13 protein-coding genes are annotated in these 14,976 nt (G+C 70.9%); 6 read left to right on the forward strand and 7 right to left on the reverse strand.

Annotated elements, in window-relative coordinates; translation table 11 throughout:
• Nucleotides 1–18: 18 nt before the first annotated feature.
• On the reverse strand, nucleotides 19–1,284 hold the full coding sequence (locus OG844_RS39825; RefSeq protein WP_406388555.1) for a glycoside hydrolase family 18 protein: 1,266 nt from the start codon (nucleotides 1,282–1,284) through the stop codon (nucleotides 19–21).
• A gap of 348 nt (nucleotides 1,285–1,632) precedes the next feature.
• On the opposite strand from OG844_RS39825, the gene OG844_RS39830 reads away from it, so the two are divergent.
• Complete coding sequence (locus OG844_RS39830) at nucleotides 1,633–2,805, forward strand: acyl-CoA dehydrogenase family protein (protein WP_406388554.1); 1,173 nt, start codon at nucleotides 1,633–1,635, stop codon at nucleotides 2,803–2,805.
• Nucleotides 2,806–3,265: 460 nt separating this feature from the next.
• Here OG844_RS39830 and OG844_RS39835 read toward each other — a convergent pair whose 3' ends face one another.
• The gene (locus OG844_RS39835; protein WP_406388552.1) at nucleotides 3,266–3,664 is read right to left on the reverse strand and encodes a hypothetical protein; all 399 of its coding nucleotides are present in this window, start codon (nucleotides 3,662–3,664) and stop codon (nucleotides 3,266–3,268) included.
• A gap of 203 nt (nucleotides 3,665–3,867) precedes the next feature.
• Between OG844_RS39835 and OG844_RS39840 the strand changes: the two genes are divergently transcribed.
• The 4 genes from OG844_RS39840 (at nucleotide 3,868) to fxsA (ending at nucleotide 8,079) form a co-directional block, all read left to right on the forward strand.
• Nucleotides 3,868–4,308: an Lrp/AsnC family transcriptional regulator gene (locus OG844_RS39840; protein ID WP_014044761.1), complete on the forward strand. Its 441-nt coding sequence runs from the start codon at nucleotides 3,868–3,870 to the stop codon at nucleotides 4,306–4,308.
• A 138-nt stretch (nucleotides 4,309–4,446) separates the two neighbouring features.
• Nucleotides 4,447–6,087, forward strand: a complete 1,641-nt coding sequence (locus OG844_RS39845; protein ID WP_406388551.1) for an amidohydrolase — start codon at nucleotides 4,447–4,449, stop codon at nucleotides 6,085–6,087.
• Between the two features lie 538 nt (nucleotides 6,088–6,625).
• Nucleotides 6,626–7,393: a polyprenol monophosphomannose synthase gene (locus OG844_RS39850; RefSeq protein WP_406388549.1), complete on the forward strand. Its 768-nt coding sequence runs from the start codon at nucleotides 6,626–6,628 to the stop codon at nucleotides 7,391–7,393.
• A gap of 86 nt (nucleotides 7,394–7,479) precedes the next feature.
• Nucleotides 7,480–8,079, forward strand: a complete 600-nt coding sequence (fxsA, locus tag OG844_RS39855; protein WP_406388548.1) for an FxsA family membrane protein — start codon at nucleotides 7,480–7,482, stop codon at nucleotides 8,077–8,079.
• A 172-nt stretch (nucleotides 8,080–8,251) separates the two neighbouring features.
• Here fxsA and OG844_RS39860 read toward each other — a convergent pair whose 3' ends face one another.
• The 4 genes from OG844_RS39860 to OG844_RS39875 all read right to left on the reverse strand — a co-directional run bounded on the left by OG844_RS39860 (nucleotide 8,252) and on the right by OG844_RS39875 (nucleotide 11,739).
• A complete protein-coding gene (locus OG844_RS39860) occupies nucleotides 8,252–8,626 on the reverse strand; it encodes an RNA polymerase-binding protein RbpA (protein ID WP_329213065.1) in 375 nt (124 codons plus the stop codon).
• A 264-nt stretch (nucleotides 8,627–8,890) separates the two neighbouring features.
• Nucleotides 8,891–10,255 carry an MFS transporter gene (locus OG844_RS39865; protein WP_406388546.1) on the reverse strand — a complete coding sequence of 455 codons (1,365 nt, stop codon included), beginning with the start codon at nucleotides 10,253–10,255 and terminating at the stop codon, nucleotides 8,891–8,893.
• A 45-nt stretch (nucleotides 10,256–10,300) separates the two neighbouring features.
• Nucleotides 10,301–11,074, reverse strand: coding sequence for a glycerophosphodiester phosphodiesterase family protein (locus OG844_RS39870; protein WP_406388545.1), 774 nt, complete (start codon nucleotides 11,072–11,074; stop codon nucleotides 10,301–10,303).
• Complete coding sequence (locus OG844_RS39875) at nucleotides 11,071–11,739, reverse strand: YitT family protein (protein WP_406388544.1); 669 nt, start codon at nucleotides 11,737–11,739, stop codon at nucleotides 11,071–11,073. The genes OG844_RS39870 and OG844_RS39875 overlap by 4 nt, the downstream gene beginning before the upstream one ends.
• A 101-nt stretch (nucleotides 11,740–11,840) precedes the next feature.
• Here OG844_RS39875 and OG844_RS39880 point away from each other — a divergent pair, with 101 nt between their 5' ends.
• Entirely contained in the window at nucleotides 11,841–13,340 is a 1,500-nt protein-coding gene (locus OG844_RS39880) for a PLP-dependent aminotransferase family protein (RefSeq protein ID WP_406388543.1), read from the forward strand.
• A gap of 11 nt (nucleotides 13,341–13,351) precedes the next feature.
• Here the strand turns inward: OG844_RS39880 and OG844_RS39885 are convergent, their stop codons facing one another.
• Nucleotides 13,352–14,965: a hypothetical protein gene (locus tag OG844_RS39885; RefSeq protein WP_406388542.1), complete on the reverse strand. Its 1,614-nt coding sequence runs from the start codon at nucleotides 14,963–14,965 to the stop codon at nucleotides 13,352–13,354.
• Between the last annotated feature and the right edge of the window lie 11 nt (nucleotides 14,966–14,976).

Below are 14,976 nucleotides of genomic sequence, written 5' to 3' on the forward strand. Positions count from 1 at the left end.
GCGTGTACCCCGTCGCGGCTAGTTGATCGCCTTGATCAGCTCGCCGTTCGTGGTGTCACCGCTGAGCTCCCAGAAGAAGGTGCCTCCCAGGCCCTGCTGGTTCTTGTAGTCCATCTTCGTGGCGATGGTGGCCGGGGTGTCGTAGCTCCACCAGTCGGTGCCGCAGTGGGCGTACGCGGTCCCGGCGACCGTGCCCGTGGCCGGGCAGCTGTTCTTCAGGACCTTGTAGTCCTCCATGCCCGCCTCGTACGTCCCCGGGGCAGCCCCGGTGGCCGTGCCGCCGGGCTCCGACTGCGTGACGCCCGTCCAGCCGCGGCCGTAGAAGCCGATGCCCAGCAGCAGCTTCTCCGAGGGGACGCCCAGACCCTTGAGCTTGGATATGGCCGCGTCGCTGTCGAAGCCCTCCGTCGGGATGCCCGGGTAGGAGGTCAGCGGGGAATGCGGGGCGGTCGGCCCCTCGGCCGCGAACGCGCCGAAGAAGTCGTACGTCATCGGGTTGAACCAGTCGAGGTACTTCGCCGCACCGGCGTAGTCCGCGGCGTCGATCTTTCCGCCGTCCGAGCCGTCGGCCGTGATCGCCGAGGTGATCAGGTTGCCGGTGCCGAACTTGGTGCGCAGAGCGGACAGAAGGTTGCCGTAGGCGTCACGGCCGCTGGTGTCGCAGCTCAGGCCGCAGGCATTCGGGTACTCCCAGTCGATGTCGATGCCGTCGAAGACGTCGGCCCAGCGGGGGTCCTCGACCAGGTTGTAGCAGGACTCGGCGAAGGCGGCCGGATTCTGCGCGGCCTCACCGAAGCCGCCGGACCAGGTCCAGCCGCCGAAGGACCAGATGATCTTCAGGTCCGGGTGCAGCTTCTTCAGCTTGCGCAACTGGTTGAAATTGCCGCGCAGTTCCTGGTCCCAGGTGTCCGCGACGCCGTCGACGGACTGGTCGGCCGTGTACGCCTTCTCGTAGTCGGCGTAGCTGTCGCCGATGGTGCACTTGCCACCCTGGACATTGCCGAAGGCGTAGTTGATGTGCGTGAGCTTGTCGGCCGAGCCGGACGTCTCGATGTTCTTGACGTGGTAATCGCGCTCGTAGACACCCCAGTTGGTGAAGTATCCGACCACCTTGCCGCCGGCGGCGGCGGGGGCGGCCTCGGCGGCTGCCGGTGCGGGGGCGGCGGGGGCCGCACCCGCCGACGACGTCCCTGCTACGCCTAGGAGGGCGGCTCCGAGCGCGGCGGTGCAGACGGTCGCTGCGAGCGCCCGGAAGCGGGCGCGTGGACGGTGAAGTCCGGTCATTGTGGCTCCTCGTGGGGGAGGGCTTCTGTGTGGGGGTGCCGACCGAATCCATAGGTTTGGCATGGACGCGATCGGCAATGGGGGAAACCGTAGGTGGACTAGACCAGTTGGGTCAATGGTTCGGACCAATTTCCCTGATCAAGGACGCCGGGCGACCGGTGACGCAAGCGCTCCGATCGGGCATACTCAACGCGCCACAGCCGCTGGCCAGCGCCTCTCGTGATCCGAGCAGGCAGGATCGGCTGGGGAGTCATAGATTTCCGGGCATCGCCCGGGACCACCCGGCGGCGCCGCTCACACCCCGCGCGCGCGACCGCCGCAACGCCCGACAGGGAGGAGAGCGCCGTCATGTCCGACAGTGCCCCGCAGCCGGTGGAACGCCGCCTGCCCACCGAGGAGTCCCGGCAGCTCATCGAGCTCGTCCGCGACATCGTGTCCAAGGAGATCACTCCCAGGGCGGCGGAGGAGGAGGAAGCGGGCCATTTCCCGCGCGCGGTCTTCACCCTGCTCTCCGAGTCCGGACTGCTCGGCCTGCCGTACGACTCCGCACACGGCGGCGGTGACCAGCCGTACGAGGTGTACCTCCAGGTGCTCGAAGAGCTGGCCGCGGCCAGGCTCACCGTCGGACTCGGAGTCAGTGTCCACTCCCTCGCCTGCCACGCGCTCGCCGGATACGGCACCGAGGAGCAGCAGGCAACCCACCTCCCGGCGATGCTCTCGGGCGGTCTGCTGGGCGCCTACTGCCTCTCGGAGCCCGCCTCGGGCTCCGACGCGGCCTCGCTGCGCACGAAGGCGGTGCGGGACGGCGACGACTGGGTGCTGACCGGCACCAAGGCCTGGATCACGCACGGCGGCATCGCCGACTTCTACACGGTGCTGGCGAGGACCGGGGTGGAGGGTTCCCGCGGGATCACCGCGTTCCTCGTCCCGGGGGACGCGGAGGGGCTCACCGCGGCCGTACCCGAGAAGAAGATGGGCATGAAGGGCTCGCCGACCGCCCAGCTGCACTTCGACGGTGTGCGGATCTCCGGTGACCGCCGTATCGGCGACGAGGGGCAGGGCTTCGCCATCGCCCTGTCCGCGCTCGACTCGGGGCGGCTCGGGATCGCCGCCTGTGCCATCGGGGTCGCCCAGGCGGCCCTGGACGAGGCCGTCGGCTACGCGACGGGACGACGTCAGTTCGGCCGTCCCGTCGCGGACTTCCAGGGCCTGCGCTTCATGCTCGCCGACATGGCCACCCAGATCGAGGCCGGACGGGCGCTCTACCTGGAGGCGGCGCGCCTCCGTGACGCGGGCCTGCCGTTCTCCCGGCAGGCGGCGATGGCGAAGCTGTTCTGCACCGACGCGGCCATGAGGGTGACCACCGACGCGGTCCAGGTGCTCGGGGGCTACGGCTACACCCTCGACTTCCCCGTCGAGCGTCTGATGCGTGAGGCCAAGGTGCTGCAGATCGTCGAGGGCACCAATCAGATCCAGCGCATGGTCATCGCCCGCCATCTCGCGGGTCCCGAGACGCGCTGACCCGGACGGGCCGGTCCGACCACACCGGCGTCGTCATGATCCGGTTCCACTCCTGGTCCTGGCGGCCCGGCAGCGTCCGGCCCGTACCCTCCCAATGGTGCAGCATCGCCCGGTAGATGGGCGGGTCGGTCGTGTGCGGCACGGGCGGCTGTGCCGCCTCCCGGGGTGCCTGGCCGGGCTGAGGAACCGATTCTTCGGGCGTCGGAGCGGTCAGGCGGCGGCGAACCGGTCCGGCTGTCGAGTGCAGCATGCTCATACGCAAACAACGCCCCGGCAGGGCGGCGGGTCACCGTCCGGGCGATTCGTGCGCCCGTTCCTCGGGTGCACGGGCCCCGGAGGGCGCATGCGGGTGCCCCGGACGGTGTCCGGGCTGTACGGGCGCCGGAACCGGTCGGTGGAACTGTCCGCACCACGACGGCCCGCCGTCGTGGTGCGGCACAGATGTGCGACTCAGGGAACGTCAGGCGGCGCGACGCCGCATCTGCGGAACCTGCAGGGGGCGTGAGCCGGGGCCGCCGGCGTGCGAGAAGGGCTGCATCCGCCAGTCGAGCCCCTGAGGGAGTGTCAGCAGCAGGGCCGTCTCCTGCTCCTGGGCATCGAGGGACTCATCGGCCGGACGCGCGTCCGCGGCGGAGCGGCTCGTGCCCGAGCACACGGTGAGGACGAACGGATTCCACGGGGAGGGGCACAACGCGTGCTCGGGCAGGACGTCCTCGTCCGCCAGCAGGGCGATGGGCTGGGAGCAGTCCGGGCAGATCACCCGGTACATCTCGAATGTGTCGTACGCGTCGGGAGCGGTGTCCTCGTCGGAATCAACGGGCTCCGGTTCGGTACGTCCGGTGAGCTTCAGGCTCTGCATGGGTTGTTCCCCCCTCGGGTGGGCCGGCAAGGCGCCACGGCCTCGACCACAGCAAGCACTTCCCGTCGGGAGCGGGCGGTAACCGCGAGGCCGTCGGCTACCCACCCGTAAACTTGTGGCATTCGTCACATGCCCCCCGAACGTGCAGTTCCACAGGCTCCACGACTGTGCTTGGAGGGACCTGGGGCCATAGGTTGATCCGCATGGAGGAGCTGGACCGTCAGATCGTGGAGTTGCTCGTCAAGGACGGGCGGATGAGCTACACCGACCTGGGCAAGGCCACGGGCCTGTCCACCTCGGCCGTTCATCAGCGTGTGCGCAGGCTGGAGCAGCGCGGGGTCATCCGGGGCTATGCCGCGGTCGTCGACCCCGAAGCCGTCGGCCTGCCCCTTACCGCGTTCATCTCGGTGAAGCCGTTCGACCCGAGCGCGCCCGACGACATCGCCGAACGCCTCGCCGGTGTCCCGGAGCTCGAGGCCTGCCACAGCGTCGCGGGCGACGAGAACTACATCCTCAAGGTGCGGGTCGCCACCCCCCTGGAGCTGGAGCACCTGCTGACCCGGATCCGCTCGCTGGCCGGTGTCTCCACCCGTACGACCGTCGTCCTCTCCACACCGTACGAGGCCCGCCCCCCGCGTATCTGAGGCGCGGTGCCCCGGCCCCCGCCCGGGAGCGGGCGGTGCTCGTCGGTGCGTGGGTGCCGGCCCCCCGTCGAGGGGGTGCAGCCCTCCGTCGAGGGGGGTGCGGACCGAAGCGGTCCGGGCAGGCGCGAGACTGGTGCCATGACCGAGAGCACCGCCTTTCAGGGCGACCACCGCACCGTGCTGCTGCGCGGTGGAGACGTCCACAGCCCCGCCGACCCGTTCGCGACCGCGATGGTCGTCGAACGCGGGCATGTCGCCTGGGTGGGGTCCGAGGGGGCCGCCGACGCCTTCGCGAGCGGCGTCGACGAGGTGATCGACCTGGAAGGGGCCCTGGTCACCCCGGCGTTCACCGACTCGCACGTCCACACCACGTCGACCGGACTCGCTCTCACCGGGCTGGACCTCTCGGGCGCGCGCACGCTCGCCGACGCCCTCCGGCTCGTGCGTGCGTACGTGAAGAGCCACCCGGGGGAGCGGGTCGTCCTCGGCCATGGCTGGGACGCGACGCGCTGGCCGGAACAGCGGCCCCCCTCGCGCCCCGAACTCGACGCGGCGGCCGGCGGCCGGCCGGTCTACCTGCCCCGTGTCGATGTGCACTCCGCGGTGGTCACCACCGCGCTCCTGGACCTCGTCCCGGGTGCCACCGAGCTCACCGGCTACCACCCCGACGGCCCTCTGGTCGGCGCCGCGCACCACGCGGTGCGCGCCGCGGCCCACGGCGCCGTCACACCGCAGCAGCGTGCCGAGGCCCAGCGTGCCGCGCTCGCGCAGGCGGCCTCGCTCGGCATCGGGACGGTGCACGAGTGCGCCGGCCCCGACATCTCGGACGAGGAGGACTTCACCGCTCTGCTGAAGATCGCCGCCGAACAGTCGGGCCCCCGGGTCTTCGGATACTGGGCCGAACGGATCGAGGACGCGAAGGGCGCCGCCCGGATCCGGGAGCTCGGAGCCGCCGGCGCGGCAGGGGACCTCTTCGTCGACGGGTCCCTGGGCTCGCACACCGCCTTCCTCCACGAGCCGTACGCCGACGCGCCGCACACCGGCACCGCCCATCTGGACGCGGCGCAGATCGCCGCGCATGTCACGGCCTGCACCGAGGCGGGACTGCAGGCGGGGTTCCACGCCATCGGCGACGCCGCGGTCTCCGCGGTCGTGGCGGGTGTACGGGCTGCCTCCGAGACTCTCGGACTGGCCCGGATCCGCGCCGCCAGGCACCGGGTGGAACATGCCGAGATGCTCACCCCCGAGACCATCGCGGCCTTTGCCGAGCTGGGGCTCACCGCATCCGTCCAGCCCGCCTTCGACGCCGCCTGGGGCGGCCCGGACGGCATGTACACCGGTCGGCTGGGTGCCGAGCGGGCCGGCACGCTCAATCCGTACGCGGCACTCCTGCGCGCAGGTGTGCCCCTCGCCTTCGGCTCGGACAGCCCGGTCACCCCTCTGGACCCGTGGGGGACCGTGCGCGCCGCTGCCTTCCACCGGACGGCGGGGCACCGCATCTCCGTACGGGCGGGCTTCACGGCACACACCCGCGGCGGCTGGCGGGCGGTCGGCCGCGACGACGCGGGAGTCCTCGTCCCCGGCGCGCCCGCCGACTACGCCGTGTGGCGTGCCGGTGAGCTGGTCGTTCAGGCCCCCGACGACAGGGTCTCCCGCTGGTCGACCGACCCCCGTTCCGGCACCCCTGGCCTGCCGGATCTCACTCCCGGGGGTGAGCTTCCCGTATGCCTGCGCACCGTGGTTTTCGGACAAACTGTCTACGTACGGCCGAACGAGTGACGTCGTGACATTTCGTACCGCCGATCGAAGTTGCGCGCACTCTGCCGCGACCTGCGGACCCTTGGCACTGGCCAGGCGCTTTAGGTAAAAATCGCAGGTCAAACGGCTGTTGACAGAGAGTGCCCACGGGCCGGTAGGTTCGGCTGGGTCCACCACTGGACGTCCGCCCGGTCAAACCTCCACGCAGTCGTCGAACGCCGCTGGGTCACGGGGTGGTGTGCCGCACCGGCGCGCCACCACTGACAGCCAGGTTCAGCGCCCGCGCCTCGGGGGCGAGGGGAGGTTTCGGCCGGACGGCGGGTGCGACCCGGGTGGGGCCCGGAGGTTCAGTAGACAACGGCATTCGGTCGACCCGCAGCCAGCGGGTCCCAGGTCGGCCCGAAGGACGCCGGGCCCCGATCCGCAGTTCTGTCCGCAGTTCCATCCTTCTGTCCGGTACCGCGGGCGCGCCTCGCGCGTCACGTCGTGACCGCGTCGGAGTCCGGCCGTGGCGCGCTGGATATGGTGTGCACCTGCGTACGGACTTTAAGGGGCAGTAGTGAACGACGGCGGTCAGAGGCAGTTCGGCCCGCTCGGCAGAGTCTTGGTGATCATTCCGACCTACAACGAGGCCGAGAACATCAAGCTGATCGTCGCCAGGGTGCGCGCCGCCGTTCCGGAAGCGGACATCCTGGTCGCCGACGACAACAGCCCCGACGGCACCGGAAAGGTCGCCGACGAGCTCGCAGCGGGCGACGACCACGTGCACGTCCTGCACCGCAAGGGCAAGGAAGGGCTCGGAGCCGCCTATCTGGCGGGCTTCCGCTGGGGCTCGGAGAACGACTACGGCGTTCTCGTCGAGATGGACGCCGACGGCTCCCACCAGCCCGAGGAACTTCCCCGGCTCCTGACCGCGCTGAAGGGCGCCGATCTCGTCCTCGGCTCGCGCTGGGTCCCCGGCGGCCGGGTGGTCAACTGGCCCAGGCACCGCGAGATGATCTCCCGCGGCGGCAGCCTCTACTCCCGGATGCTCCTCGGCCTCTCGGTGCGGGACGTCACCGGCGGCTACCGTGCCTTCCGCACCCCGACCCTGGACGGCCTCGGCCTCGAAGAGGTCGCCTCGCAGGGCTACTGCTTCCAGGTCGACCTGGCCCGCCGCGCGGTCGAGGCGGGCTACCACGTGGTCGAGGTGCCGATCACGTTCATGGAGCGGGAGATCGGCGACTCCAAGATGAGCCGCGACATCCTGGTCGAGGCGTTGTGGCGGGTCACCGGATGGGGAATCACCACCCGGGTGAGCAAGGTCCTCGGCCGCAAGCCCTCCTGACCTCCCGGCCCCGGTCGATGATCGGCGGCGGGCACCATGATCACCCCCTTATGCCGCTTCCACGCCCGTACAGGCACACTGGGTGCATGACGACCGGCACACCGCCTTCGAACCGTCCACGGCGCTCACGCGCCCGTACCTTCCTGCCCCTGGGCCTCGCGGCCTGGCTGGTGCTGGAGATCTGGCTGCTGACCGTGGTGGCCGAAGCGGCGAGCGCGTTCACCGTGCTGCTGATCCTGGTCGCCGGCGCCGTACTCGGGGCCGTGGTGATCAAGCGGGCGGGGCGGCGGGCCATGCGCACCCTCACCGAGACCTTCCAGCAGATGCCCGGGCAGCCGGGCGCGACGGCGACCCCGGCCGCTGCCCCGTCGGGCAGCAAGGGCAACGGCTTCCTGATGCTGGCCGGCCTGCTCCTCATGCTCCCCGGCCTCATCTCGGACGCGGCGGGACTGCTGCTCCTGCTGCCGCCGGTCCGCTCGATGGCGGGCCGCTACGTGGAGCGTTCCCTGGAGCGCCGGATGCGGGCGGCCGGGCCGGGCAGCCTGTCGGACGCCTTCCAGCAGGCCCGTATGCACCGGCCGGACGGAAAGGTCGTCCAGGGCGAGGTCATCCGTGAGGACGGCACGCGGACGCACTCCCGCCCCGACGAGGGCCCCGGAGCGAACCGGCCGCCGCTGTCCCCCTGAAACTCTGTGGGCTGTACGGCTCCCGAGGCCGCACAGCCCACAGAAGTGCAGCGCGGCCCACAACGCCTTGGGCGCACAAGCCCTGGGTGCACGGGCGGACAAAGAGCCGCGGGCCGTGACACACGTTCTGTGTCACGGCCCGCGGCTCTTGGATCTGTGCGGTGATATGCGGTCAGGCAGACTTCCTGCTGTCCCGCGGGTGCACGGCAATGTTCATGGCGCCGGAGCGCAGGACCGCCAGCCTCTCGGCCAGCACTTCCTCCAACTCCTCGCGTGTGCGCCGCTCCATGAGCATGTCCCAGTGCGTACGCGCAGGCTTGCCCTTCTTCTCCTCGGGGCCATCCCCGTCCACCAGGAGTGCCGTGGCGCCGCACGCCTTGCACTCCCACTCCGGCGGAATGTCCGCCTCTACCGAGAACGGCATCTCAAATCGATGGCCGTTCGGGCATGCGTACTCCACCGCCTGGCGCGGGGCCAGATCGATGCCGCGGTCCGTCTCGTAGCTGGTAACCACAAGTCGCGTGCCGCGGAGAGCTCGCTCACTCATGAATCGTGCCTCCCGGGCTTGTCGCCCACAGGACAAATGTCGCTGTCGTCGTCATCCGGTCAACGTCCGGTCGGCGGTAAAGATTCCCGTTTCCGGTCATGCGTCGCCCGTCGTGCCGCTGCTGTATCTGGGTTGAGTACCCATCGGTGCCCGGTTTGTCACCTCTGGTGGAAGTTGTCACCCAACGGTTTTGCTTCTACCACTCGCAGTAACGGTCCTCCGGGCAGGCCAAAGGCGTACACTACCGGCCTTTCACTTCAACGTCTAAATCCGGTCCGGCACGGGATTGCCCGCGGCGGCCACAGCCGCCCGCACAGGCACCCGCGCGAGCAGCACGGAACCGAGCGTGAAGAAGATCACCAGGGACAGGATCGCGTCCCGGTAGCTGCCGGTCAGCTGATAGCCGAGACCGAAGACCAGGGGGCCCAGCCAGCTGAGTCCCCGGTCGCTCATCTCGTACGCCGAGAAGTACTCGGCCTCCTTCCCGCGCGGCACGAGGTGCGAGAACAGCGAGCGCGAGAGCGCCTGGCTGCCGCCCAGAACCAGGCCGATCGCGGCCGCCAGCGAGTAGAAGAACACCGGCGCGTCGGCAGGCAGCAGGTAGGCGCAGACGAGGATCAGCGTCCAGACGACCAGCGAGGCGAGAATCGTGCGCTTCGCGCCGTACACCCGGGCGAGCCGGCCCATCCCGAGCGCCCCGGCCACCGCGAGCACCTGCACGAGAAGCACCGCGGTGATCAGAGTCGTCTGGTCGAGGCCCAGCTCCTCCGAGCCGTACACCGAGGCCTGGGAGATCACCGTCTGGATCCCGTCGTTGTATACGAGGTAGGCGAGCAGGAAGGACAGCGTCAGCGGATGGCGGCGCATGTCGCGCAGGGTCGCCATCAGCTGCCGCCAGCCGGATCCGACCGCCCCCTCGCCGCCGGGAGCCACCCGTCGGTCGCGCAGCCTTCGCAGGGGTACGAGGGTGAAGGCGCCCCACCACACACCGGCCGAGGCGAGACAGATCCGGACCGCGTCGGACTCGGACAGGCCGAAGGAGTCATGGCCCGTGTAGAGGACGAGGTTCAGGACGAGGACGAGGGCACCCGAGGTGTACCCGAAGGCCCATCCGCGGGAGGAGACCGCGTCGCGTTCCTCCGGAGCCGCGATCTGCGGCAGATAGGCGTTGTACAGCACCATCGACACGGAGATCGACGCGTTCGCCACGATGAGCAGGAACGCACCCAGCAGATAGCGCTCGCCGTCCAGGAAGAACATGCAGGCGGTCGCCGTGGCGCCCACGTAAGCCGCCGCCGCGAGCAGCGGCTTCTTGCGCCCCGTACGGTCCGCGGCGGCGCCCGCCATCGGCATCACCAGTACCGCCACCACGACCGACACCGAGACGGCGTACGCGAAGAGCGAGCCGGCCCGCACGGGTATGCCCAGCGGATGCACGAAGCCGTCCGCATCGGCGGCGGCCTTGGCTATGGACGTCAGGTACGGGCCGAGGAAGACCGTGAGGACGCTGGTGGAGTAGACGGAACAGGCGAAGTCGTAGAAGTACCAGCCTCGTTGTTCCCGAAGGCGGTCCGCGGCCCCGGGGGGCCGTTCCGCAGGTCCGGTCGATTCTGCGGTTCCGGTGCTCACGCCGCGCCCCCTCGCTGATGCAGTGCGGACGCGGCCGTGCCGGCGTCAGGCCCAGGCCCCCCGCTCGCTCAGCACCGTGCGCAGCGTCTCGATGTGATCGGTCATGATGCCATCCACACCGAGGTCCAGGAGCGCCGCCATTCGTTCCGGTTCGTTGACCGTCCAGACATGCACCTGCAGTCCGCGTGCGTGGGCCGTACGGACGAAGCTCCGGTCCACCACCCGGATGCCGTTCTGGCTCTCCGGGACCTGTGCGCACACGGCCCCGGCGCGGAGCGCCGCCGGAATGCCGTACGAACGCAGCCGCAGGCCGAACACACCGCGCACACCGTAGGAGGTGGCCAGGCGCGGACCCGCGAGACGGTGCGCCCTGGCCACCCTCGACTCCGAGAACGACCCCACGCACACCCGGTCCCAGGCGTCGGTCCTGCGGATCAGCTCGATGAGCGGGACGAGGGCAGGCTCCGCCTTGATGTCCACGTTCCAGCGGGCCTCGGGGAACTCCTCCAGCAGCTCCTCGAAGAGCGGCAGCGGCTCACTTCCCGCCACCCTCGCCCGGCTCACCTCGCTCCAGGGGAGCTCGGCTATCCGGCCCCGGGCGTCCGTGACACGGTCCAGGGTGGAGTCGTGGAAGGCCACCAGGCGGCCGTCCGCGGTGGTGTGGACATCCGTCTCGAAGTAGCGATAGCCCGCACCGGCCGCCCGACGGAAGGCTGCTGCCGTGTTCTCCATCCCGTCCGCCGCTCCGCCGCGGTGGGCGAACGGAATCGGCGAAGGGTGGTCCAGATAGGGGTGGCGTCCCGAAGTCGCTGTTGTCACTGCGGCAGTATCGCCTCCTGCGGTGTCCGGCCGGCAACATCCGGGGTGCCCTCGTCCGGCGCCGGGAGGTCGAAGACGCGTAGGAAGAACTGGGCCAGCGGGCCGATGGCCAGGGCGTACAGCACAGTGCCTGCGCCGAGGGAGCCCCCGAGCAGGAATCCGGTCACCACGACGGCCACCTCGATCGCCGTGCGCACCAGCCTGATGGGGCGCCCCGTGAGCCGGTTCAGGCCGGTCATCAGCCCGTCGCGCGGCCCCGGGCCGAACCGCGCCGAGATGTACAGCCCGGTGGCGACGCCGTTGAGGACGATGCCCGCGGCCATCAGCGGGATCTGCGCCCCGAACCCGTGCGCATCCGGAAGGAGGGCGAGGGTGGAGTCCATCGCGATGCCCACGGCGAAGACGTTGGAGACTGTGCCGAGCCCGGGGCGCTGTCTGATCGGGATCCACACGAGCAGCACGACGGCGCCGACGATGATCGAGACGACGCCGATGGAGATGCCCGTCCGCTCAGCGAGGCCCTGATGCAGCACGCCCCACGGTTCGAGCCCGAGCCCGGCGCGGACCATGAGCGCCGAACTCGCTCCGTAGAGGGCCAGGCCCGCATAGAGCTGGATCAGCCGCCGGCTGAGGCGGGTCCCGCTCCGGGCGGTGGGTTCGGACAAGTGGTGCCCCCTGTGTGGTGGTGTTGGACTGCTGCATGACACTCTGTGGCGGGGGATCGGCTGCCAACTATGGCCAATCCGAGGAAGGTGGACTGATTTCCATGGCTCAGTGGACTTCGACGGTGGGTGCCGCGCAGCTCGCACGGCAGCTCAGGGCGCAGCAGCCCCGGCCCGCCGGGCAGGGCACCCGCAAGCCGCCCGCCTACCGCGCCCTCGCCGACGGTGTGCGCCTGCTCGTCCTCGAAGGCAGGGTCCCGGTCGCCGCCCGGCTGCCCGCCGAGCGGGAGCTGGCCCTCGCCCTCTCGCTCAGCCGGACCACCGTCGCCGCGGCGTACGAGGCGCTGCGTGCCGAGGGGTTCCTGGAGTCCCGCCGCGGGGCCGGCAGCTGGACCGCGGTCCCCGCGGGCAACCCGCTGCCCGCCCGCGGTCTCGAACCCCTGCCCCCGGAATCACTCGGCTCGATAATCGATCTGGGCTGCGCCTCGCTGCCGGCCCCGGAGCCCTGGCTGACCCGGGCCGTCCAGGGCGCTCTGGAGGAGCTTCCGCCCTACGCGCACACCCACGGCGACTACCCGGCCGGCCTGCCCGCACTGCGGCAGATGATCGCCGCCCGCTACACCGGTTCCGGCATCCCCACCATGCCGGAACAGATCATGGTCACCACCGGGGCGATGGGCGCCATCGACGCGATCTGCCACCTCTTCGCCGGGCGCGGCGAGCGCATCGCTGTGGAGTCCCCGAGTTACGCCAACATCCTGCAGCTCATGCGGGAGGCCGGGGCCCGGCTGGTACCGGTGGCCATGGAGGAGGGGCTCGGCGGCTGGGACATGAACCGGTGGCGCCAGGTCCTGCGGGACTCCGCGCCCCGGCTGGCCTATGTCGTCGCGGACTTCCACAACCCCACCGGGGCGCTCGCCGACGAGCAGCAACGGCGCGCCCTGGTCGACGCGGCCCGCTCCGCGGGCACGGTGCTCGTGGTCGACGAGACCATGAACGAGCTCCATCTGGACGCCGACGTGGAGATGCCCCGCCGGGTCTGCGCCTTCGACCCGGCGGGCAGCACCGTCCTCACCGTCGGATCGGCGAGCAAGGCCTTCTGGGCGGGAATGCGGATCGGCTGGGTCCGGGCGGCCCCGGACGTCATCCGCAGCCTGGTGGCGGCCCGTGCGTACGCGGACATGGGCACTCCGGTACTGGAACAGCTCGCCATCAACTGGCTGATGCGCACCGGAGGCTGGGAACAGGCGGTGGAGGTCCGGCGCGACCAGGCGCGGGTGAACAGGGACGACCTGGTGCGGGCACTGCGCCGGGAACTCCCGGAGTGGCAGTTCGAGGTGCCGCGCGGCGGGCTCACCCTCTGGGTGCGCACGGGCGGGCTCTCCGGATCACGGCTGGCCGTGGCAGGCGAGCGGGTCGGCGTACGGGTGCCGTCGGGGCCCCGGTTCGGGGTCGACGGGGCGTTCGAGGGCTATGTGCGGCTGCCGTTCACGGTGGGCGGCCCGGTGGCGGACGAGGCTGCGGTGAGACTCGCCGCGGCAGCGGAGCTCGTCAGGTCCGGCGCGAGCGCGGGAGCCGAGACCCCGCGGACGTTCGTGGCCTGAGGCCGTCGGCTTCACCCCTCGGCAGTGGCCGGCGCCGTGATCAGCGGATCCGGGTGTGCCGGGACGGGGACGGATTCGGCGGCTTCCGCGGCCCGTGGGGCCTGTTCCACCGGAGGCTGCTGCCCACCCGGCAGCAGGTCGAGCACGGCCTGCCGGTGCGCCTCGCTCGTCGCGTGGTCGTACGGGTCGGGTGTTGCCGGGACCTGGAGCCGCAGGACCGGGCCGGTGCCCAGTCGCGCGTACCCCCGGCCCGGCGGTACGTCCGCGGTCGGGGTGGTGTGGGGCGGGGCACCGAGCACGGACTCGACCTGCTCGTGCGTGGCGGGGCCGAGGACGGCGCGGGCCCGGGTGTGGGTCCGTACGGTATCGGTGAGCGCGTCCACGCTGTCGAACTGGTCCGCCACGACGACCGTCACACCGGCCGCACGGCCGTGTCGCAGTGGTACCTGGAGCAGCTCCTGCGGATCGGGCCTGCCGTCGGCCGCCGCCAGGTGTCCGAGCGCGCTCGGGCGGTCCAGCAGGATCCAGAGAGGGCGCTTGATGTCCTCGGGTTCGGGGTGGCCCGCCTGGCGCGCCCGGTTCGCCGCGATGAGCCGGCGTTCCGTCTCGTGCGCGGCCCATTCGAGCGTTGCCAGGGACCCGGCCAGACCGCATTCGACGGCGAGGACTCCCGGGCGTCCTGCCAGACAGCCGTACTCGCCGGTTCCGCTGCCTTCGACGACGAGGACGTCGCCGTGCTGGAGGGCCTGCAGCGCGATGGACCGCAGGAGCGTCGTCGTGCCGCTGCCAGGATGCCCGACGACGAGCAGATGCGGTTCCGTGGAACGGGCTCCGGTCCGCCAGACCACCGGAGGCGCGTCCCGGGTCGCGTCACCGTCCACGACCGGAACGGTGCGCCGCACCGCGTCGGCGTCGGTGAAACCCAGCACGGTCTCACCGGGGCCGGTGACGAAGCGCTGGGCGGCAATGGTGGTGGGCAGCGCTTCGAGCACGGTCATGAGGAGGTGGTTGTTCTCCTCGTCCCAGGCGAAGTGGTACTCGCGGCCCCGGCCCGACTTGGCGTGGAGGACCTGCTCGATGCGCGTCCGGGAAGCCGCTTCGCCGTCCGTGAAGTACGCCGGGTAGCCCACCTGGAGACGGGTGAGGCGGCCGCTGCCGTCGAACGCGAACGAGGAGTCGAAGGCCTTCTCCCAGTCGCCGCCGTGGGAGTACAGCGGACTGGGGTCGTCGGCCACGGAGAAGTGGGGCACCAGCGCCTCGTAGAGCGCTTGCAGCCGTGCCGTCTCCGTGTCGTCGGGACCGGTCTTCACCGGAGTGCGGTCCCGTCCCTTCCACGCGGCGGCGCCCATCACCGAGATCAGGGCCAGCAGGGGCCCGTACGGGATGAGCGCCACCACCAGTACGCAGGCCGCGACGAGGAACAGGACGTGCCCGCGCCTGTCCCTGGGCGTCGCGGCCCATTTCTGTCGTCCTGCTCCGGCCAGCAGCCGCAGTCCACGGGTGACCGTGATCAGCGGATGGAGGACGTCGGTGGCGTTGTCGGCGGCCGTGCGCGCGAACTCGCGACTGCGAGTGATCGAAGCGCTGCCGCTGCTCAGAATGCGGGGGAGTGGTCGCCGGGCCACGTCGGTCTCCT

It is taken from the genome of Streptomyces sp. NBC_00887, assembly GCF_045207585.1.

Excerpts from the sequence above, each read along its gene's own strand:
- OG844_RS39825 (WP_406388555.1), bottom strand. The coding sequence starts at position 1,284 with ATGACCGGACTTCACCGTCCACGCGCCCGCTTCCGGGCGCTCGCAGCG.
- OG844_RS39860 (WP_329213065.1), bottom strand. The coding sequence starts at position 8,626 with ATGAGTGAGCGAGCTCTCCGCGGCACGCGACTTGTGGTTACCAGCTAC.
- OG844_RS39845 (WP_406388551.1), top strand. The coding sequence starts at position 4,447 with ATGACCGAGAGCACCGCCTTTCAGGGCGACCACCGCACCGTGCTGCTG.
- OG844_RS39830 (WP_406388554.1), top strand. The coding sequence starts at position 1,633 with ATGTCCGACAGTGCCCCGCAGCCGGTGGAACGCCGCCTGCCCACCGAG.
- OG844_RS39840 (WP_014044761.1), top strand. The coding sequence starts at position 3,868 with ATGGAGGAGCTGGACCGTCAGATCGTGGAGTTGCTCGTCAAGGACGGG.
- fxsA (WP_406388548.1), top strand. The coding sequence starts at position 7,480 with ATGACGACCGGCACACCGCCTTCGAACCGTCCACGGCGCTCACGCGCC.
- OG844_RS39880 (WP_406388543.1), top strand. The coding sequence starts at position 11,841 with ATGGCTCAGTGGACTTCGACGGTGGGTGCCGCGCAGCTCGCACGGCAG.
- OG844_RS39835 (WP_406388552.1), bottom strand. The coding sequence starts at position 3,664 with ATGCAGAGCCTGAAGCTCACCGGACGTACCGAACCGGAGCCCGTTGAT.